This is a genomic window from Micromonospora sp. NPDC049301, from assembly GCF_040678715.1.
Taxonomy (GTDB): Bacteria; Actinomycetota; Actinomycetes; order Mycobacteriales; family Micromonosporaceae; genus Micromonospora.
Map to the genome: position 1 here is coordinate 105,069 of NZ_JBFAQO010000010.1, position 20,754 is coordinate 125,822.

At 70.4% G+C, this 20,754-nt stretch carries 10 protein-coding genes; 9 read left to right on the forward strand and 1 reads right to left on the reverse strand.

The features are described from left to right. Positions 1-5: 5 nt before the first annotated feature. Complete coding sequence (locus AB0K07_RS26320) at positions 6-527, forward strand: 2'-5' RNA ligase family protein (RefSeq protein WP_363758700.1); 522 nt, start codon at positions 6-8, stop codon at positions 525-527. A 78-nt stretch (positions 528-605) separates the two neighbouring features. On the opposite strand, the gene AB0K07_RS26325 is transcribed toward AB0K07_RS26320, so the two are convergent. After that, on the reverse strand, positions 606-2,528 hold the full coding sequence (locus AB0K07_RS26325) for a tachylectin-related carbohydrate-binding protein (protein WP_363758703.1): 1,923 nt from the start codon (positions 2,526-2,528) through the stop codon (positions 606-608). A gap of 865 nt (positions 2,529-3,393) precedes the next feature. Between AB0K07_RS26325 and AB0K07_RS26330 the strand changes: the two genes are divergently transcribed. The 8 genes from AB0K07_RS26330 (at position 3,394) to AB0K07_RS26365 (ending at position 20,675) form a co-directional block, all read left to right on the forward strand. Beyond that, complete coding sequence (locus AB0K07_RS26330) at positions 3,394-4,185, forward strand: ABC transporter ATP-binding protein (RefSeq protein ID WP_363758706.1); 792 nt, start codon at positions 3,394-3,396, stop codon at positions 4,183-4,185. Further along, a complete protein-coding gene (locus AB0K07_RS26335; protein ID WP_363758709.1) occupies positions 4,182-4,961 on the forward strand; it encodes an ABC transporter ATP-binding protein in 780 nt (259 codons plus the stop codon). The genes AB0K07_RS26330 and AB0K07_RS26335 overlap by 4 nt, the downstream gene beginning before the upstream one ends. Further along, on the forward strand, positions 4,958-6,850 hold the full coding sequence (locus AB0K07_RS26340) for an AMP-binding protein (protein ID WP_363758712.1): 1,893 nt from the start codon (positions 4,958-4,960) through the stop codon (positions 6,848-6,850). The genes AB0K07_RS26335 and AB0K07_RS26340 overlap by 4 nt, the downstream gene beginning before the upstream one ends. Beyond that, on the forward strand, positions 6,847-7,731 hold the full coding sequence (locus AB0K07_RS26345) for a branched-chain amino acid ABC transporter permease (protein ID WP_363758715.1): 885 nt from the start codon (positions 6,847-6,849) through the stop codon (positions 7,729-7,731). Before AB0K07_RS26340 ends, AB0K07_RS26345 begins: the two co-directional genes overlap by 4 nt. After that, positions 7,728-8,828: a branched-chain amino acid ABC transporter permease gene (locus AB0K07_RS26350; RefSeq protein ID WP_363758718.1), complete on the forward strand. Its 1,101-nt coding sequence runs from the start codon at positions 7,728-7,730 to the stop codon at positions 8,826-8,828. Before AB0K07_RS26345 ends, AB0K07_RS26350 begins: the two co-directional genes overlap by 4 nt. Before the next feature lie 16 nt (positions 8,829-8,844). After that, positions 8,845-10,143 (forward strand): ABC transporter substrate-binding protein, encoded by a 1,299-nt coding sequence (locus tag AB0K07_RS26355; protein WP_363758721.1) that lies wholly within the window; start codon positions 8,845-8,847, stop codon positions 10,141-10,143. A gap of 834 nt (positions 10,144-10,977) precedes the next feature. Next, positions 10,978-20,304, forward strand: a complete 9,327-nt coding sequence (locus tag AB0K07_RS26360) for a LamG-like jellyroll fold domain-containing protein (RefSeq protein WP_363758841.1) — start codon at positions 10,978-10,980, stop codon at positions 20,302-20,304. Between the two features lie 5 nt (positions 20,305-20,309). Then, complete coding sequence (locus AB0K07_RS26365; RefSeq protein WP_363758724.1) at positions 20,310-20,675, forward strand: hypothetical protein; 366 nt, start codon at positions 20,310-20,312, stop codon at positions 20,673-20,675. Positions 20,676-20,754: the final 79 nt, after the last annotated feature.

Sequence of the window (20,754 nt, forward strand, 5' to 3'; positions counted from 1 at the left end):
GCGTGGTGCGTACGGTGGAGTTGGTCTGCTCGCCCGGGTTGGACGGCGCGGTCCGGTCGGCGTGGGACCGGTTGGCCGCGGCGGGGTTGCCCAGCCTGGCCCGCAACACCCACCCGACCAACCGGCCGCACCTCACCCTCGCCGCCGTGGACGAGTTCCCGCCCGGTGCCGAGCATCGGCTGTGCGAGCTGTTCGCCGCGATGCTGCCGGTGCCTGTCACGCTCGACCGGATCGCCGTCCTCGACGGCAGCGCCCCACTGGTCTGGCTGCTGCGGCCCACGCCCGCACTGACCGAGCTGCACCTCGCCACCTGGGACGTCCTTCGCGCCGCCGACGGGCAGCGGCCGTGGCACGCCCCGGGCGCCTGGGTGCCGCACCTGAGCCTCGCGCTGCGCTTCCGTGACGCGGACCTGCGACTGGCCCGTGCCGTGGCCGGCGGTCAGCGGCCGACCGGCGCGTTCGTGCGGGCCCGCAGCTACGACGGAACGGACCGCACGGTGACCGCGTTGAGCCCGTTCGTGGGCTGACGCTCCGTGCTGGGCGCGCCGCTACGGTCGCGGCCGCCGGGGCGGTGTTCGCCCCGACGGCCGCCGTGCCGATGCCGATCAGCCGCGCGGTTGTGCGATCTCCCGCTTGGTGAACGGAACCGCCCGAGCCGGGTCGCTGCGGGTGGCCAGCGCCGCTGCTGCGGACTCGTCCATGTCGTAGAGCCGTACCGAACCGTTGGTGGTCCGGGACACGAAGCCGAGGCGGACGCCGCCGGAGTTCTGGTAGACGAAGGCCGTCGGGTCAGCCGGGTAGATCTCGTCCCCCGCGGTCGCCCGACCCCAGTCACCCCAGGTGGCGGCGCCCGCCGCCGTCTGGCGGGAGTGGTGGATGGCTCCGTCGGCGGAGCGGGTGAACACCGAGATGCGACCGGTGTTCGGGCTGAGCAGCGCGGCGGGGGAGCCCACCGCGGTCAGGCCGGCGTTTCCGACCGGGCTCCAGGTGCCGGACCAGGTGCCGTCGGTGTTCTGCAGCTGGCTCTTGACCGTTCCGTCGGCGTTGCGGGCGAAGACCATCAGTCGACGACCGGGCAGCGTGACCACGCTCGGGTTGTCGACGAAGCCCGTCGCGCCGAGCCCCGTCCAGGCCGTGCTGAGCGCGCCACCCTGGTAGGTGGCGGCCTGCACGGTGCCCGCCGAGTTGTTCACCAGCACGGTGGCCACTCCGTCCGGGCCGGGGACGACGACCGGGGCGCCGGTCAGGCCGCTGCCTCCGAGCGGCGTCCAGGGCAGCAGGTCGCCGGCGGCACCGTCCTGCCGGCGGTGCCACAGTGCACCGTCGGCGTCCAGTGCGAAGACCACCCGGGTGTCGTCCGAGAGTCGGACGGCGGTCGGCTCCGACCGCATCGCCCCGCCGAGGGCGAGCCACGGGTTCCACTCCGGCATGGCTGGCGTCTTCTGGGTCAGCGACCTGACGTCGCTGGTGGTCTCGTGGGCGATGATGCTCACCCGGTTCTGGGCGTCCGCGACCAGGGACGGCTTACCGGTGTACGCCTCCGTGCCGGGCACCGGTGACCACTGGATCAGGGCCAGCGAGTCCGGGTTCGCCCGCCCGTGTCGAAGCTGGCCGATGTCGTCGCTGTAGGCGATCTCCAGGGTGCCGAGCGCGGTGCCGGCGGGCGGGGCCTGTACGACGGCCAGCGGGGCACTCGGCTGCACCGGGGTGGACGGCTTCGCCGGGCTGGTGATGGCGCCCTGGCGGCAGGTGTTGGTGGTGGTGAAGACGTTCGGGAAGCCGGCCCACCCGGTGCCGATCTGATCGGAGGTCAGCGCCCAGGACTGGTTGTCCTCGCGGTAGCGGTACTGGAACAGGTCACCATCGGCCTGGATGCCGAAGAGGGTGTCGCCGCCGGCGGAGAAGAGGCCCTTGGTGAACCCTTGCCAGCCGCTCGAACCGACCAGGCGGTCACGGCTGATCCACCGCTGGCTCACCGGGTCGAACCGGTGCCGGTACAGCCTGCCGTCGGCGGCGCGTCCGTAGAGGGTGCCGGGGGCGCCGGCCACGATGAGGTTGTACCGGTCCCAACCGGTGTCGAGGACGCGTCCGTTGATGGTCCAGATGCGAGTCGCCTCGTTGTACCGGTACCAGCGCAGTTTGCCGGTGTTGTCGACGAGATAGAAGTCACCGGTCTCGTCCACAGTGATCTTGTCGCGGAGGGCGGCCGTCGCGTAACCGGTGAAGCTCGAACTGATGAGCCAGTTCTGCTTTCCGTCGACGGTTTCCCAGGCGCTGCCGGTCCACCGGTAGCGGTTCAACCCGGTCGAGTTGATGCCGTAGACACGACCGTCCGGCCCGCCGAGCAGCCGGCCGTAGGTCTGCCAGCCACTGGTGCCGACGGTGGTGGCGGCGCTGAAGACGCCACCGTCGCGGCCGGGGGTGCTGTACTGGCGGCGGGCGAGCGTGCCGGTGGTGGTCGAGTTGAAGAAGGCGGCCGACCCGGTGCAGGTGAAGGCGTCGGCGGCCTGCGCGGGAGACGCCGGCAATGGCGCCACGAGGCCCGCGCCGCCAATGAGCAGCGCGGCGGTCAGTGCGAACGATCGGCGTCGGGAAAGCGTTCCCGGCGACGATTCACGGACTTTTTGGGACACGATTGTGTCATCCTCCCCCGAGAATCGGGAATCTGTCCCCACGGTCAATCCCGCCGGGGCGATCCCCAACAATTTCCAATTGGTTTCGACCGCGCTCGAAGTTGATTTCTCCGCCACCGGTCGCGGCCCATCATGCCCGACCAGGGGTCCTCTGCCAAGCGGCGGTCGCGGCAGCGGTACCCGATGGAAGCCGCTGCAACAAAACGGTTTCAATCCGTCCGAACTGGACGTACGGCCGTCACGTACGGTCATATCACCAGGTGGATAGGGTGGCCGGCCCCGGGTTGACGGTCGGGCCTTGACAGGGCATTGTGCCGCTGCCAAGGTGTATCGGCGCATTGAAGATGAGCAGCACACGGGGGTGTGACGCGATGGTCCTCACGACGCCGACGCATTGTCGGGCACCGGTCCCCGCGAGCCGGTCGGGGTGGCTCTTTTCCCTCTGAGTCGCGGTTTCCGTCCCACCCCTCTCTGGCCCGGGCAACGCCGCCCGTCGGCTCCGGGCTCCCGTCGCCCGTGACGGTGGCTAAGCTCCCGCCATGCTGATCGGGCCGGCCGACCGCTCGGTGACGGTGGCCTGCCCGAGGTGGCCGCCCGAATCGAGGCCCTCATCGCCGGGCGGCACGGTGAGGGGTTGACCGCGACGATCGGATAACGCTCGCAGAGATCAAGCCGTTCCGATCTATTGCCGGGACGTTCCGCGTAGTTAAATGGCCGGTAACTGTGGCGCACGCCACAGTGGAACCCGGGAGCGCCGGCCATGCTGCAGGTGCGCAACCTCGAGGTCGTCTACGACGACGTGATGCTGGTGCTCCGCGGCCTGAGCGTCACCGTCCCATCCGGCGGGATCGTCGCGCTGCTCGGCGCGAACGGCGCCGGCAAGACCACGCTGCTGCGGGCGATCACCGGCCTGCTCGACATCCACCACGGCGCGGTGGTCCGCGGCGAGGTCACCCTGGACGGTGAGCCGCTGCACCGGCTGCGCCCGGCGGCGATCGTCCGCCGGGGCGTCGGGCAGGTGATGGAGGGTCGGCGGATCTTCGGCGAGCTGACCGTGGAGGAGAACCTGCGCCTGGGCGGGCACACCGACCCACGGCGCATTCCGGCCCGGCTGGACGAGGTGCTCACACTCTTTCCCGTGCTGGCCGAGCGGCGGCGCCGGCCCGCCGGCTACCTCTCCGGCGGCGAGCAGCAGATGCTGGCGATGGGCCGGGCGCTGATGGCCGGGCCGCGCTACCTGCTGCTCGACGAGCCCAGCCTGGGGCTCGCGCCGCGCCTCGTCGAGCAGGTCCGCGAGCTGATCGTCCGGATCAACGAGGCCGGCACCGCGGTGCTGCTGGTGGAACAGAACGCCGCCATGGCGCTCTCCGTCGCCGCGCACGGCTACGTGCTGGAGACCGGGCGGGTGGTGCTGGACAAGCCGGCCGACCACCTGCTCGCCGACGACGACGTCCGGGAGTTCTACCTCGGCCTGCATGCCGGCGCCGATGCCGGGCGGCGCTCGTTCCGCGACGTGAAGCACTACCGGCGACGGAAGCGGTGGTTGTCGTGACCGATGACGAGATCCTGCGTTTCACCGACGTCCGGCTCAGCTTCGCCGGCGTCCGCGCGATCGACGGGGTGAGCTTCACCGTCGGCCGCGGTGAGCTGTTCGCCGTGATCGGGCCCAACGGCGCCGGCAAGACCTCGGTGTTCAACGTGCTCTCCGGGGTCTACCGGCCGCAGGCCGGCCGGGTGGTCTTCGACGGCGTCGACCTGATCGGCCGGCGGCCGCACGAGATCGCCGCGCTCGGGCTGGCCCGCACCTTCCAGAACGTCGAGCTGTTCGCCAACCTCACCGTGCTGGAGAACCTGCTGCTCGGCCGGCACCACCACCTGCGCTACGGCACCCTCGCGGCGATCGCCTGGTGGGGCCGGGCGCGCCGGGCCGAGCTGGCCGCCCGGGCCGCCGTGGAGGAGATCGTCGAGTTCCTGGAGCTGGAGCAGTGGCGGCGGATGCCTGTCGGACTGCTGCCGTACGGGGTGCAGAAGCGGGTCGAGCTGGGCCGCGCGCTGGCCATGGAGCCGAAACTGCTGCTGCTCGACGAGCCGGTCGGCGGGATGAACCTCGAGGAGACCGAGGACATGGCCCGCTACATCCTCGACGTGCGGGAGGAGCTGGGCATCCCCATCGTGCTGGTCGAGCACGACATGGGCCTGGTGATGGACCTGGCCGACCGGGTGCTGGTCGTCGACTTCGGACAGCCGGTCGCCACCGGCACGCCGGCGGAGATCCAGGCCCACCCCGACGTCGTCCGCGCCTACCTGGGGGAGGTGAGCCGGGCATGACCGCCACCACCGCGCCGTCCGGGGCCACCGCCGCCGATTCCGCCGGGGCCGCCGCCACCACGATCGCCTCCCGGGTACGCGACCGCGCCCGGGACACCCCGCACCGGGTCGCGCTGCGGGAGAAGATCCGCGGCGTCTGGGCCGAGGTGACCTGGGCGTCCTCCTGGGAGACGGTGCAGACCGTGGCGCACGGCCTGCTGGCGCTGGGCGTACGGCCGGGGGAGCGGGTCGCCGTGCTGGCCGACAACCGGCGGGAGTGGCTCTGGACCGACGTGGCGACCGTGGCGGTACGCGCGGTCACCGTGGGCCTCTACCCGACCAGCCCGGCCGGCGACGTCGGCTACCTGCTGGCGCACTGCGGCGCCCGGGTGCTCATCGCCGAGGACCAGGAGCAGGTCGACAAGGTGCTCGCCGTGCTCGACGACTGCCCCGGCCTGCGGACCGTGGTGTACCTCGAACCGCGCGGCGTCCGGGGCCGCTACCGCCACCCGGCGCTGCTGGACTGGGACACCTTCCTGACCCGTGGCGCCGCCCACCGGGCCGCGCACCCGGACGCGCTGCCGGCGCTGATGGCCGCCGCCACCGGCGACGACCTCGCCACCCTGGTCTACACCTCCGGCACCACCGGGCGGCCCAAGGGCGCCATGCTGACCGTGGCCAACGTGGACTTCGCGCTGCGGACCGCCACCGCCGGCGTCGGCCTCGCCGACCCGCCGCCGGGCCCGGACGACCTCGTGCTGTCCTATCTGCCGCTGTGCCACGTCGCCGAGCGGGTCTTCACCACCTGGTGCACCGCGGGCGGCGGCGTGCAGGTCAACTTCGCCGAGTCGATCGCCACCGTGCCGGCCAACCTGCGCGAGGTGCAGCCGACGCTGCTGTTCGGCGTCCCCCGGATCTGGGAGAAGATCCTCGCCACCGTCACCATCCGGGTGGCGGCCGCCTCCCCGGTCAAACGTGCCGTCACCCGGTTCTGGCTGCGCGTCTCCGACCGCATCGGCGCCCGCCTGGTCGCCACCGGTGGCCGGCACACGCCGGGCACCCGACTGGCGTACGCCGTGGGTTGGCTGTTCTGCTACCGGGCGCTGCGCGAGCGGATCGGGGTACGCCGGGTGCGCTACGCCGCCTCGGGAGCCGCGCCGATCGCCCCCGAGGTGCTCCGCTTCTTCATGGGCATCGGGGTGCCGATGCACGAGGTGTACGGGATGACGGAGAACTCGGCGATCGCCACCGGCAACCGCCCGGGCCGGGTGAAGCTCGGCACCGTCGGGGAGCCCCAGGACGGCGTCGAGCTGCGCATCGACGAGGCCAGCGGGGAGATCCTCACCCGGCACCTCGGCGTCTTCGCCGGCTACCTCGACGACCCGGCCGCCACCGCCGAGGTGCGCACCGCCGACGGGTGGCTACGCACCGGCGACATCGGCGAGTGGGTCGACGGCACGCACGTGCGGATCACCGGCCGGGCGAAGGACATCATGATCACGGCCGGAGGCAAGAACATCGGTCCGGCCGGCATCGAGAACGAGCTCAAGGCCTCCCCGTACGTCAAGGAGGCGGTGCTGGTCGGCGACCGCCGCCCCCACCTGGGCGCGCTGATCGGCATCGAGATGGACACGGTGGGCCAGTGGGCGCGCCAGCGGCGCCTGGCGTACACCACCTACCGCGACCTGTGCGCGAAGCCCGAGGTGGTCGCCCTGATCCGGTCGGTGGTGGACGAGGTGAACGGCCGGCACCCGCCGGTCGAGCAGGTCCGGCGCTTCCGGCTGCTGCCCCGGGAGCTGGACGAGGACGACGGGGAGCTGACCGCCACGCAGAAGGTCCGCCGGGAGGCGGTCACCCGACGCTTCGCCGACCTCGTCGACGAGCTGTACGCCCCGGGCGGTGACCGGTGAGCGAACTGATCGAGAGCCTGCTGCGCGGGCTCGGCACCGGCAGCGTCTACGCCCTGCTCGCGCTCGGTTTCGTCATCATCTACAAGGCCACCCGCGTGATCAGCTTCGCCCAACCGGCCTTCATGCTGGCCGGCGTCGTCGGGGTCACCTACCTCAGCCCGGCGATCGGCTTCTGGGCGGCGGTGCCGGCCGCCGCGCTCGGCACCGGCCTCCTCGCGCTCGGCGTGGAACGCGTGGCGGTGCGGCCGATGGTCGGCCGCCCGGCGTTCGTCGTCGCCATCATCACCCTCGGCGTGGACGTCGCCGTCCGGGTGGTGGTCAACGCGTTCATCGGGCTGGACGTGCGGCACGTCGGCGACCCGTGGGGGCTGCGGACGCTCGCCGTCGGTCCGGTCGAGGTGCAGCAGCGCCACCTGGCCGCGCTGCTCGCCACCGCGCTGCTCGTGGCCGGGCTCTTCGCCTTCTTCCGGTTCAGCCGCACCGGTCTGGCCATGCGTGCCGCCGCGCTGGACCAGGAGGCGGCGCTGGCCAACGGAGTCTCCGTCGGCGCGGTCTTCGCGATCAGCTGGGCCCTCGCGGGCGGGCTCGCCTCGGTCGCCGGCACGTTCGCCGCCGCGGGCGGCAGCGTCGACGGCGCACTGTGGTTGATCGCGCTCACCGCGCTGCCGGTGATCATCCTCGGCGGGCTGGACTCGCTGCCCGGCGCGGTGGTCGGCGGGCTCGCCGTGGGTGTGCTCCAGGAACTCACCGCCACCTACGCCAACGACATCGGCTGGCTGGGCGGCAACGTCTCGGTGATCACCCCGTACCTGCTGATGCTGGTCGTGCTGCTGGTCCGCCCGTACGGGCTGTTCGGCACCCGGGAGGTGGAACGGGTGTGAGGAACCGGCCGCTGTTGCGTACCTCGTACGCCCAGGACCTGGCGCTGCTGGACACCCCGGCCAAGCGGGCATGGACGTCGGCGCTGCTGGTGCTGGCCCTCGCGCTGCCCTTCCTGCTCGCCGACGACCTGCTGCAACTGCTCGCGGTCGGCTGCGTGGCGGCGATCGGCGCGATCGGGTTGGGCCTGGTCACCGGGTACGCCGGCCAGGTCTCGCTGGGGCACGCGTTCTTCCTGGGCGTCGGCGCGTACACCGCGGCGGTGCTCAGCGGCGACCCGGACGGGCGGGTGCTCGGCTTCGGTGTCACGGACATCGCCCTGTGGCTGCCGGCCGCCGGCGCGGTCGCCGCGCTCGCCGGCGTGCTGGTCGCGCCGCTGGCCACTCGGCTGCGCGGGCTGTACCTGGCCATCGTCACCCTCGGCCTGGTCTTCATCGGTCAGCACATCTTCAACGAGTGGTCGGCGGTCACCGGCGGCGCGGGCGTCGGCCGCCCGGCGGCCACCCTGGAGTTCCTCGGTCACCCCCTCGCCGTCACCGACGCGCTGGCCACCCGGGACCAGAAGCTGTACTGGCTGATGCTGGCCCTGCTGGTGGTGTTCGCGCTGGCCGCCCGGAACCTGGCCCGGTCCCGGGTCGGGCGGGCGTTCACCGCGATCCGGGACCGGGACATCGCGGCCGGCGTGATCGGGGTGAACCTGGTCCGCTACAAGACCGTCGCGTTCGCGGTCTCGTCCGCGTACGCCGGCTGTGCCGGCGCGCTGCTCTACACCATCACCGGCTTCTTCGACCCGGGCACGTTCAGCCTGCTGCTGTCGGTGCAGTACATCGCCATGGTGCTGATCGGCGGCGCGGGCACCATCTCCGGCGCCATCGCCGGGGCGTTCTTCATCACCCTGCTGCCCCGGCTGACCCGGGAGGTGCAGGTGTGGGTGCCGTTCATCAGCACCCAGCCGAACGAGGTGCCGAACGTCTTCCAGGTGGAGACGGTCCTCTACGGCGTACTCATCATCGTCTTCCTCATCTTCGAGCCGCGCGGGCTCTTCGGCATCTGGGTCCGCGCCCGCAGCTACTGGAAGGCGTGGCCGTTCTCCTACTGACCGATGCGAGGAAGCCATGAGAAGACCGAGGCCGTCCGCCGCCGTCGCGCTCACCGCCGTCCTGCTGGCCGGCGCCCTGACCGGGTGCCGCGGCGGCGACACCACCACCGACGCCTCCGGGCTCAAGACCGACGTGGGGGTCACCTCCGAGCCGTGCCCGGAGGCGGTGGACCGGAACAAGGGCTGCATCTACCTGGGCATCATCTCCGACCTCACCGAGGGCCCGTTCCGGGCACTGGCGGTGCCGATCACCGACGCGCAGAAGGCGTTCTGGAAGCGGGTGAACGCCGCCGGCGGGATCGGCGACCACGAGGTGGACGTGACCCGGTACGTGCGGGACAACAAGTACAACCCGCAGACCCACAACCAGGTGTACCAGGAGATCAAGCCGAACGTGCTGGCGCTGGCGCAGAGCCTCGGCTCACCGACCACCGGCGCGATCCTCGCCGACATGAAGGCCAACAATGTCATCGCCGCGCCGGCGGCCTGGACCTCCGGCTACGCGTTCGAGGACGTCATCGTCGAGTCCGGCGCCAACTACTGCATCGAGTCGATGAACGCGCTGGACTACGCCAAGGAGGCGTACGCCGCGAAGTCGGTCATGGCCGTGCACCTGGCCGGTGACTACGGCGACGACGCCGCGGCCGGCGCGAAACTCGGCGCGCAGACCCTCGGGCTCCGCTTCAACGCCGTGAAGACCGACTCGGGTGCCGACAAGCAGGCTGGCGCGATCCAGGCCATCCTGGCCGGCAAGCCGGACGTGGTGGTGCTGACCATGGGCCCCGCCGACGCGGCCACCATCGTCGGGCAGGCCGTGGCGCGCGGCTTCACCGGCCGCTTCATCGGCACCAGCCCCACCTGGAATCCGGCGCTGTTGCAGAGCCCGGCCGCCCCGGCGCTGCTGGCCCGATACGAGCAGACCGCGCCGTGGAACACCTGGAGCAGTGACACCCCGGGGCACCGGGCGTTGCGGGAGGCGCTGCCCGGGGTCACGCCGAACGACGGCTACACCTCCGGCTGGGTCTGGTCGTACCCGATGAAGGCGGCGCTCACGAAGGCCGCCGCCAACGGTGACCTGACCCGCTCGGGGCTGCTCAAGGCCGTCAAGTCGCTCGGCTCGGTGGACTACGAGGGGATGCTGCCGACCACCGCCGGCAACTACGCGGCCGGTGCGAACGACGGCGCGCTGCGGGTGACCGCGGTGTACAAGCCGGACAAGGCGTCACCGACCGGCGTCAGCCAGGTCCGGGACCTGTTCACCGGCCCGACCGCGAAGGCGTACAACCTGGACCGCCCCTGCTACGAGAAGCTCTGAGGTGGGAAAGGGCCCCTGCCAACGCTCGGCGTTGACGGGGGCCCTTCTCCAACGTCAATGCCGGCACGGCATTGCGAATAGCGCGGGCAATTGTCGGAAGTCATTGCCGGAACGACGGTGAAACGCACAGTGGATCCTTCCGCCGTGGCGCCCCCGACCGTTTGTGATCATGCTGGATGTGCTCGTCGTCGGGGCGGTCGCTCCCGCGCGGAAGGTGGGCGGCCCGTCGCCCCGGCGAGCATTGTGGACGGTCGGCGAACGTCGCCAAAGTCAATAGCGACCGGGGCGTAACAGGCATATCGGTCAGCAGGCTAACGGAAAGTAATCGTCGCTGGTCATTATGGCTAGCTCGTGATCATGGGGCATCCGGCCTTGACAGCGGTGTCCGCGCGCTGCGATCGTACGGCGGCACATTGATGAGTAGCAGCACACGGGGGTGTGAAGCTGTGACCGCTGACCTGTTGGCATTCTGCCCTGGCCGAGCGTTACCGGGTTCCGTGGACGGCCCATTCAGATGGGGGCCGCGTCCACCCGAACTGACTCTTCGCAGTTCCTGAAATCCCGCGTCGACCCTGTGGGTCAGCTCCCTTCCTGCCGCCGCCCGAACGGCCCGACGGCATCCTCAACGGCTTCTCGCGACCGCGCGCCGGCGCGCGCCGACGTCGCGTGTCCTCTCTGCTCTCCAGCCCGTCCTCGATCCGGGGGTTGACCATGTCCTTCAGCATTCGGCGTCTGCCCGACCCACGCGGTCGGCTGACCGATCTGCGTGGTCGGCTACCCAGGCGACGCTCACTGGTGCGGTCCGCCACCGCGCGCTCCGTCCTGGCGGCGGCGATGGCCGGCGTGCTGATGCTCAACCTGGGCGGCAGCGGTGTGACGGCGCTGCCGGCAGGTGGCGCCCGGGACCGGGACGGCGCCACCTCCGCCGGTCAGCGTGGCGGTGGCCCGAAGCCGAGTCAGGCCTGGGGCTCGGCGGCGGGTGGACCGCACGTCACGCCCGGGCGGACCAACCGGGACGTGCCCACGTCCCTGCGCGGGCAGTACCCGCTGCACAAGCTCGCCGACAAGCCGGCCGCCGGCCGAAACAAGGCGTCGGTCGCCACTCCGCCCGCCGACGACGCCCGTGGCTTCGACAAGCGGACGAGTCGCGAACGGCCAGCCGACCGAGGCCCCAACCAGCGGGTGTTCGACAACGCGGACGGCACCCAGACCACCGAGTTCTCCTCCGCGCCGGTCAACTACCGCAAGCCCGACGGCAGTTGGGCGCCCATCGACCACACCCTGACGCCCGCCGCCGACGGGTGGGGGACCACTGCCGACTCGGTCGGTCTGCGCCTCGCCGGGCGCGGCGCCGCAGGCGAGTTGGCCCGCCTGAGCTTCGACGGTGGCGCCGAGTTCGGCTTCGGGCTGTCCGGGGCCACCGACGCACCGGGTCGGCTCGACGGGAAGGCGGTCACCTACCCCGGCGTACGCCCCGGGGTCGACCTGCGACTGGAGCCCCGACCCGGCGGCGTCAAGGAGACGCTGGTCCTGCACTCGGCCCAGGCGCCCACCTCGTACGTGTTCCCGCTGAGCCTGCGCAACCTCACCGCGAAGCTCGTCGACGGGCAGGTCGTCCTGACCGACCGGGACGGGCATCAACGCGGGATCATCCCGCCGGGCTACATGATGGACGCCGGCTCCGGTGCCACCGGCCCGGCCACCTCCACGAAGGTGGTCTACGAGCTGCTCACCACGGGTGGCCAGCAGGCGCTGAAGGTCACCCTCGACCGGGCCTGGCTGACCGATCCGGCCCGGACGTACCCGGTCGAGGTCGACCCGACCGTCGGCCCACCGGTCGACGCGGTGAAGGCCGACAGCAGCATGTACGTGCACGGCAGCAGCTCCACCTCCGGCAGCAGCGAGCTGCTGGTAGGCCGCTCCGGTGGGTCCAACGCGGCGGCCTACCTCAAGTTCGGCGACCTGGTCAGCCGGCTCCAGAACCACACGATCCACGGCGCGGCGCTCTCCGCGGTCAACTTCGACGCCGCCTCCTGCAAGGCCCGGGCGGTCACCGTCCACCCGGTCACCGAGTCGTGGTCGGCCGGCACCGGCCACTCGTACCCGGGGCCGTCGGTGGGCGGCTCGCTGGTCAGCCGCTCGTTCGCCCACGGGTACGTCGCTCTCGGTCAGTCCCAGTCCGCGTGCCCGGCGGCGGGGGAGATGTTCGACCTCGGCGCGGCCGGGCGCAACCTGGTGCAGCGCTGGGTCAACGGCCAGCAGGCCAACAACGGCCTCTCCCTGCGCGCGTCGACCACCGACACCTCCGCGTGGAAGAAGTTCGCCGGCACCGGCACCGCCAACCCGCCGGCGCTCTACATCACCCACAGCCCGTACAACGCCGGGTACGCGATCCCGAAGCCCACCCCGGAGCCGCCCGTCCTGCGCAACCAGGACGGCAAGGTGAAGGTGACCGTCACCAACCTCGGCGCCGAGGCCTGGACGCCGGCCAACTACTACCTGGCGTACCGGGTCTACAACGCGCAGACCGGCGCCGCGGTGACCCAGCAGCGGGCGGCCAACCTCAGCAGCACCCTGGCCCGTGGCGCGAAGGTCACCCTCGACGCGACGATCAAGCGGCTGGAGCCGGGCTCCTACTTCCTCGACTTCACCATGGTGCGCACCGGCGGCGCGGTCTTCACCGACCACCAGGTGCCGCCCGGCCGGATCGTGCTCCAGGTCTTCGACGTGCCGCCGGTCGTGCAGGAGCTCTACCCGGAGAACGGCTACCAGGCCCCGACGCTCACCCCGTTGCTCTGGGCCCGGGCCGTGGACACCGACGCGGCGCCCGGCGCCACGCTGTCGTTCAAGTTCGAGATCTGCGACCGGACCGACGCCGGCGCGGCGACCAACTGCGTCAACTCCGGCTACCAGGCCAAGCAGTCCTGGGTGGTGCCCGCCGGCCGGATGTCCTGGGGCAAGAGCTACCTGTGGCGTTCCTACGTGAAGGACAGCGCCAACGAGGTCATCTCGCCGTACTCGACGATGCTCAGCGCGGTGCCGCAGCCCGACCTGCTGTCCCGGATCGCCACCTCACCGGACGCGGAGCAGGGCCGCGAGTTCGACGCCCAGGTCGGCAACTTCGCCACCTCCGCGGTAGACGCCACGGTGGTGACCGTCGGGCCCGAGCTGAACCTGGTCCGCACCTACAACAGCCTCGACCCCCGGACGTCCGGGGTCTTCGGCGCCGGCTGGTCCAGCCGGTACGACATGACGCTGGTCCCGGACAACGACGGCTCCGGCAACGTCGTGGTCCGTTACCCGGACGGGCAGGAGGTCCGGTTCGGCAAGAACCCGGACGGCACGTACGCCGCGCCGCCGGGACGGGTCGCGAAGCTCACCGTCGACAGCAGCTCCTGGAAGCTGCTCGACCGCTCCGGGAAGACGTACACGTTCTCCCTGCTCAACAAGCTGACGAAGATCACCGACAACTCGTCGCACCACGTGAACCTGACCTACGACATGAGCGGCAAGCTGGCCCGCGCCCAGGTCGCCAACAGCCAGACGAACACCGCCGGCCGCTCGTTGCGCTTCACCTGGACCGGCAACCACATCACCACGGTCACGACCGACCCGGTCGACGGCGCGGCCCTGACCTGGAACTACACCTACAACGGTGACCTGCTCACCAAGGTCTGCGGCCCGGACTCCGCGTGCACCAGCTACGACTACGCGGCCGGCTCGCACTACCGCACCGCCGTTCTCGACGCGAAGCCCGACTCGTACTACCACCTGGGCGAGGCCGAGGGCACCGGCGCGGCCAGCGACGTGGCGATCAACCTCGGCAAGGACGCCGGCACGTACCGGAACAACGTCACCCTGGGTCAGCCCGGCGTGGTGGAGGGGACCAGCGGCACCGCCGCCGGATTCAACGGCACCTCGGCGTACCTCGAACTGCCCAAGGGGCTGGTCAAGAAGAGCCGGGACGCCTCCGTCGAGCTCTGGTTCAAGATCGGTCTGACCCAGACCGGCGGCCCGCTCCTCGGTTACCAGGACAAGGCCGTCGGCACCGCCGCCACCAGTGGGGTCCCGCTGCTCTACACCGGCACCGACGGCAAGCTCCGCGGCCAGTTCGCCACCGGCACCATCGCGCCGATCACCTCGGCCCTCACGGTCAACGACAACAAGTGGCACCACGTGGTGCTCTCCGCGATGGCCAACACCCAGACGATGTACCTCGACGGGGTCAAGGTCGGCGACCTGACCGGGCAGACCATCGAGCACTCGCTGCTGACCTTCAACCAGGTCGGTGCCGCCTCGGCGACCACGCCGGCGTCCTGGCCCGGCTGGGGCGCCACCGCCCAGCGCTACTTCGCCGGCACCATCGACGAGGTCGCCGTCTACTCCCACCCGATCGGCCCGGCCACCGCGACGGCGCACTTCCGGTACGCCAAGCCGGCCGCCCAACAGCTGACCCGGGTCACCCTGCCCAGCGGCCGGGTGGCCACCGAGGTCGAGTACGACACCGCCACCGACCGGGTCAAGGAGTACACCGACGACGACGGTGGCACCTGGAAGGTCGGCCAGCCCACCATCTACGGCGGCGACACGGACCTGCGGCGCAGCGTCCAGGTCCTCGACCCGGCCAACCGCCCGTACCTGTACGAGTACGACGCGCTCGCCGGCCGTCTGCTGCGCTCGGGCACCCCGCTGGGTCTGGAGATCCGCGAGGAGGACCGGCCCGGGCAGCCCACTCCGACACCGAGCCCGAGCCCGACCCCGATCTGCACCCAGCCCGACCCGAACGACCCCGCCTTCTGCACCATCATCCCGGGCGACGCCGGTGGGCCGATCTTCGTTCGGCACCCGCTGGACGGCATGGCCATCCGCTCGTTCTCCTACAACGCGGACGGCTTCCAGAACAAGGTCACCAACGAGAACGGTGACTCGGTGGAGATGACCTACGACAGCAAGGGTCGCCTCGCCAGCCGCAAGAGCTGCCGGACCTCCACGCAGTGCTTCACGAACTACTACACCTACTCGACCACGTTCACCGATCCGTTCGACCCCAGGACGGACCTGGCTGTCGAGCAGCGTGACGGGCGTTCCAGCGGCCCGACCGACAACACCTACCGGACCACGTTCTCGTACCACTACACCGGTCAGCTCTCCAGCCAGACGAACCCCGACGGCAGCACGGTCGGCCACACGTACACCACCGGCGCGGAGGCCGGCATCAACGGCATCCCCCCGTCCGGGCTGCTGGCCAGCAGCACCGACGCGCGCTCCAAGGTGACCCGGTACGCGTACTACACCAACGGTGACCTGTACAAGGTGACCGAACCGTCCGGGCTGGTGACCGAGTACACCTACGACGCGCTGGGCCGCCGGATCACCGAGAAGGTCATCTCCGACGCGTACCCCGCGGGCGTCACCACGACGATCACCTACGACGTGCACTCGCGGGTCGCGACGATCACCGGACCGGTCACCACCGACGCGGTCTCCGGCAAGCAGCACCAGAGCAAGACGGTCAACGAGTACGACGCCGACGGCAACCCGACCAAGGTCACCGTGTCCGACCTGCTCGGTGGTGACCCCGAGCGGGTCACCAGCACCGAGTACGACGACCAGGGCCGCCCGGTGCTGGTCGTCGACGCCGAGGGCAACGAGACCAGCTACGGCTACGACCGGTTCGGCAACAAGACGACCATGACCGACGCCAACGGCAACCGCTACGACTGGGCGTACACGGCGCAGAACAAGGTGGCCGAGGTGCGTCTGCGGGACTGGCGCAGCGACCCGGCCGGTTCCCCCGGCACCGGCACCGGCGACTACCTGGTGCTGCACTCCTACTCGTACGACTTCGCCGGCCGGCTGGCCAGTGACACCGACGCGATGGGTCGGCGGCTGGAGTACCAGTACTACCGCGACGACCTGCTCCAGAAGATCACCCTGAAGGGCTTCCGCAACCCCGACGGCACCAAGCGCGACTACGTCGTCGAGGAGAACACCTACGACGGCGCCGGAAACGTGACCCGCAAGGTCGCGGCCAACGGCACCCAGATCACCGACCACGTCCCGGACAAGACCGGCAAGGTGAAGAGCACGGTGGTGGACCCGACCGGGGTACGCCGGAGCAACAGCTTCACCTACGACCTGAACGGCAACGTCACCCAGACCGTCCGTTCCGGCAACCCGTCGAACCTGAACTGGTCGGTGCTGGCGGCCTCCGAGGTCGTCGGCTACACCTACGACGACTCCGGCAACGTCCTCACCGAGAAGGTCACCGCCGGCGCCGAGACCCGGGTGACCAGCTACACGTACGACAAGCGGGGCCTGCGTACCTCGGTCACCGACCCGCGCGGCAACGTCGCGGGTGCCGACAAGGCCACGTTCACCAGCACGTTCCGGTACGACGAGCTCGGCCGCCAGGTCGGGGAGACCGGCCCGGCCGTCCTCGCGGAGAGCGACGGCAACCCTGCCGTCCCCACCAACCCGACCAGCACCGTCGGCTACAACACCTTCGGGGAGCAGGTCGCGGTCAAGGACCCCCTCGGACGGGTCTCCACCTCCGAGTACGACAAGCTCGGCCGCCCGGTCCGCAGCCTCGCGCCGACCTATCAGGCGCCGGGAGTGAGCCAGCCGGTCACCCCGGAGACCCGGCGCGGCTACGACCCGCTGGGCAACGTCGTCGAGGAAATCGACCCGGCGGGCACCACCCGGTACACGTACGACCAGCTCAATCGGCTGACCGTCCGGGACGAGCCGGCGAAGACCAACGACGACCGGGCGCTCACCCGCTACACCTACACCCGTACCGGGGAGGTCCTTTCCGTCACCGGGCCGACCGGCGCCCGGGTCGAGTCGACCTACGACGACCTCGACCGGCAGATCACCCAGACCGTGGTTGAGCGCCGCCCGACCACCCGCAACCTGGTCAGCAACCTCAGCTACGACGACGCGGGCAACCTGACCTCGACGGTGTCCCCGACGGGCGCCACCACCGTCAACACCTTCAACTCGGTCGGCGACATCATCCGCAGCACCGCGCCGACCGGCGAGGCCATGATCTTCGGGTACGACTTCGCGGGCCGCCAGGTCCGCACCTCCGACGGTCTCGGCCGCACCACCCGCATCGGCTACGACCTGTTCGGCAACCGGATCAGCACCCTGAATCTCACGGCCGACGAATCCGTCCTGCGCACCCAGACGTACGGCTACGACGTGGCCGGCAACATGACCTCGTCGAAGGACCCCTACAACACCGTCACCAGCTACGAGTACGACGCGGCGAACCAGCTCGTCAAGCAGGTCGAGCCGACCACCGACACGGAGTCGATCACCACCACGTTCGGCTACGACGCCGCCGGCAACCGCACCCGCTACACCGACGGCCGGGGCAACTCCACCATCTACACGTACAACACGATGGGCCTGCCGGAGTCGGCGATCGAGCCGTCGACGGCGAGCCACCCGGCCGCCGCGGACCGCACCTGGACCGTCGCATACGACGCCGACGGCAACGCCGTGCGGCTCAGCGCCCCGGGCGGGGTCAGCCGCCAGCGCACCTTCGACGCGGCCGGGCGACTCACCACGGAGACCGGCTCCGGGGGCGAGACCGCCACCGCCACCCGGACGCTGGACTACGACCAGGCCGGCCAGCTGACCAGCGTCAGCGCCCCCGGCGGCAACAACACCTACAGCTGGAACGACCGGGGTGGGCTGCTCTCCACGGCCGGCCCGTCCGGCACGGCCAGCTTCGGGTACGACGACGACGGCCGACTGACCACCCGCACCGACCTCACCGGGACGGCCACCTTCGGCTACGTCAAGGGTCGCCTCGACACGCTCACCGACAGCATCACCGGCCAGCAGCAGAAGCTGGGCTACGACGCCGCCGGTGACGTGAAGACCGTCGACTACGGCGCCGGCCGGGTCCGCACCTTCGGCTACGACGACTACGGCCGGGTCAACAGCGACGTGCTGCGCAACTCGGCCGGCCAGACGGTGGCGTCGGTCAGCTACGGCTTCGACCTGAACGGCCACGTCACCAGCAAGAACACCACCGGCACCGCCGGTGGCGGCAACAACACCTACGACTACGACAAGGCCGGCCGGCTGATCTCCTGGACCAGCCCGGCCGGGACCGTCACCTACGCCTGGGACGCCAGCGGCAACCGGGTTCGGGCGGGGTCCAAGACCGCGACCTTCGACGAGCGCAACCGGCTGCTGTCCGACGGCGACTACACCTACGCATACACCCCGCGTGGCACGTTGCGTACCCGCACCAGCTCCGGCCTGGCCGAGGAGTTCTCGTTCGACGCCTTCGACCGGCTCACCGGGGCGAAGGATCAGACCTACGGCTACGACGGCCTGGACCGGCTGGTGTCCCGCACCGGAAACACCTTCGTCTACGCCGGCCTCGGCGACGAGGTGGTGCACGACGGGGTCGAGTACTTCGGCCGGGGCCCGAACGACGAGTTGCTCGCCACCGCCCACGGTGCCGACAAGCGGCTGTCGCTGACCGACGCACACGGCGACGTGGTGGCGGCGATCAACCCGGCCGACACCCAACTGTCCACGCTGAACGACTCCACCACGTACGACCCCTTCGGCGAGAAGGTGAGCAGCACCGGGAACACCGGACGCCTCGGCTTCCAGGGGGACTGGACCGACCCGGACACCGGGCAGGTCGACATGGGGGCCCGCTGGTACCAGCCGGGCACCGGCACGTTCACCTCGCGGGACAGCGTCAACTACACCTCCGGCGACTCGATCCTGGCCAACCGGTACACCTACGGCGCCGGCGCCCCGCTGGACTTCGACGACCCGGACGGCCACTGGCCGCGCTGGATGAAGCGGGCCGCGAGCGCGGTGAGCAACACCGTCTCCAACGTCACCAGCACGGTCAGCAGCTACGCGTCGACGGCATGGAACTACACCAAGAGCTACGCCTCCACCGCCTGGAATTACGCCGTGTCCGGCATCAAGGCCGTCGGTCGGGCCATCTCCAACGGGGCGAAGTGGCTCGCCGACAAGGCGGTCAGCGCGGTCAGGTACGTCGGCAACGTGGTCCGCTCCGGCATCAATCAACTGGCACGCGCCGCCGACTGGGCGAAACAACAGGCGAAGGTCGTCGCCCAACGGATCTATCAGGCCAAGGTCGCGGTGACCGCCGCTGCCAAGGGAGCGATCAAGAAGGCGGTCCAGTTCACCAAGCTGCCGGTGATCCAGGCCCTGACAAAGCCGCTGATCGCACTCGGCAAGGTGGTCTCCACCGGGTTCAAGATGGCGGCGAGCGTCGTCGCGGTCACCACGATGGCCATTCAGGACCCGCAGAAGTTCAAACAGAAGCTCTGGGCGGAGGCGGCGCAGAAGCTGGCGCCGCTCGTCGAGGGCGCCGAGAAGATGTGGGACAAGGCGACCCAGTTCGTCGAGGACCACGCCGCGCAGATCGCCGGCATCGTCGTCGGTGCCGTCGTCGGCCTCGGCTGCGGCGCGGCGATCGGCTGGACCGGCGTCGGAGCGGTGGCCTGCGGGGCGCTGGCAGGGGCGGTCGGCTCGGCGGTCACCGGCTACATGGAGGGCAAGCGCGGCTGGGACCTGGCCGGCGCCACTGCCATGGGCGGTCTGCTCGGCGCGGCGGGCGGAGCACTCGGTGCGGTTGCCGGCCAAGCCGTCGGAGCTGCCGTACGCGGTCTGTCCGGTGTAGCGACGAGAGGTGCCAGCGCTGCGGCTTCAGCTGCGGCCAGCACGGGCCGCGCCGCAGTTGGTTCCGCAGGTGCTTCTGGGCGGATGGTCCTGATGGATTCAGCCGACGTCTTCGCTCAGAACGTGACGCGTACGGCGCAGAAGCCGGGTTGGTTCGACGTAGTTGCGCATGGCTCGAGGAAAACGGTCCAATTGGCGGACAAGACCAAGATTGACCACCGCACACTTGCGCGGCTCATTCAGAATCATCCCGACTATGAAGGCCAGGGGGTCCGCCTGCTCAGTTGCAGTACCGGGGCCGGCCCGAGTTGCTTTGCCCAGAACCTCGCCAATCGGATGGGGGTTGACGTAATGGCCCCCGACGACACGCTCTGGGCCGGAGCGGCGGGCACCCTCCGTGTCGGTAAAACATGGAAAACTGGTAGGATCTCGAATTTGTTCAGCGTGTTTTCGCCGGGGCGAGGGTGACTGTTATGAGAGATGTCGGCTACTTCAAAGAACTGCCCCACGGGTACGAGGACGGGCCGAGCCTGCATCGAGTTCGGGGCGAACTGGCGGAGAATCTCGTGAGTTCGACGGCTCGTTACTTGAAGGATGGACCGGTGGTCGCGGCGGCGGCGGGATATGCGTTCGACGAGCTGGATCCGAACCGACCTGCAATCGCGCCGCTCTCGATTCAGACCGACGGCGAATGGTCTTGGCCGAGCGATCTTTCATATTATGTCGAGAAGTACAGAGTGGGGCTGCCGGAGGAGTTCCTTCAGCATGCGGCGGCCCGCGGTTGGCGACCGCCAAATTTGACCCTGGAGCGGCTTGAGGAAATTTCCGAGGACATCTAAGGGTAGTGATGCACGGCCCGTTCCGGATTTCCGGGCGAACGAGACCTGACGGATGACTTATGTCTAGGAGTGGCGTTGT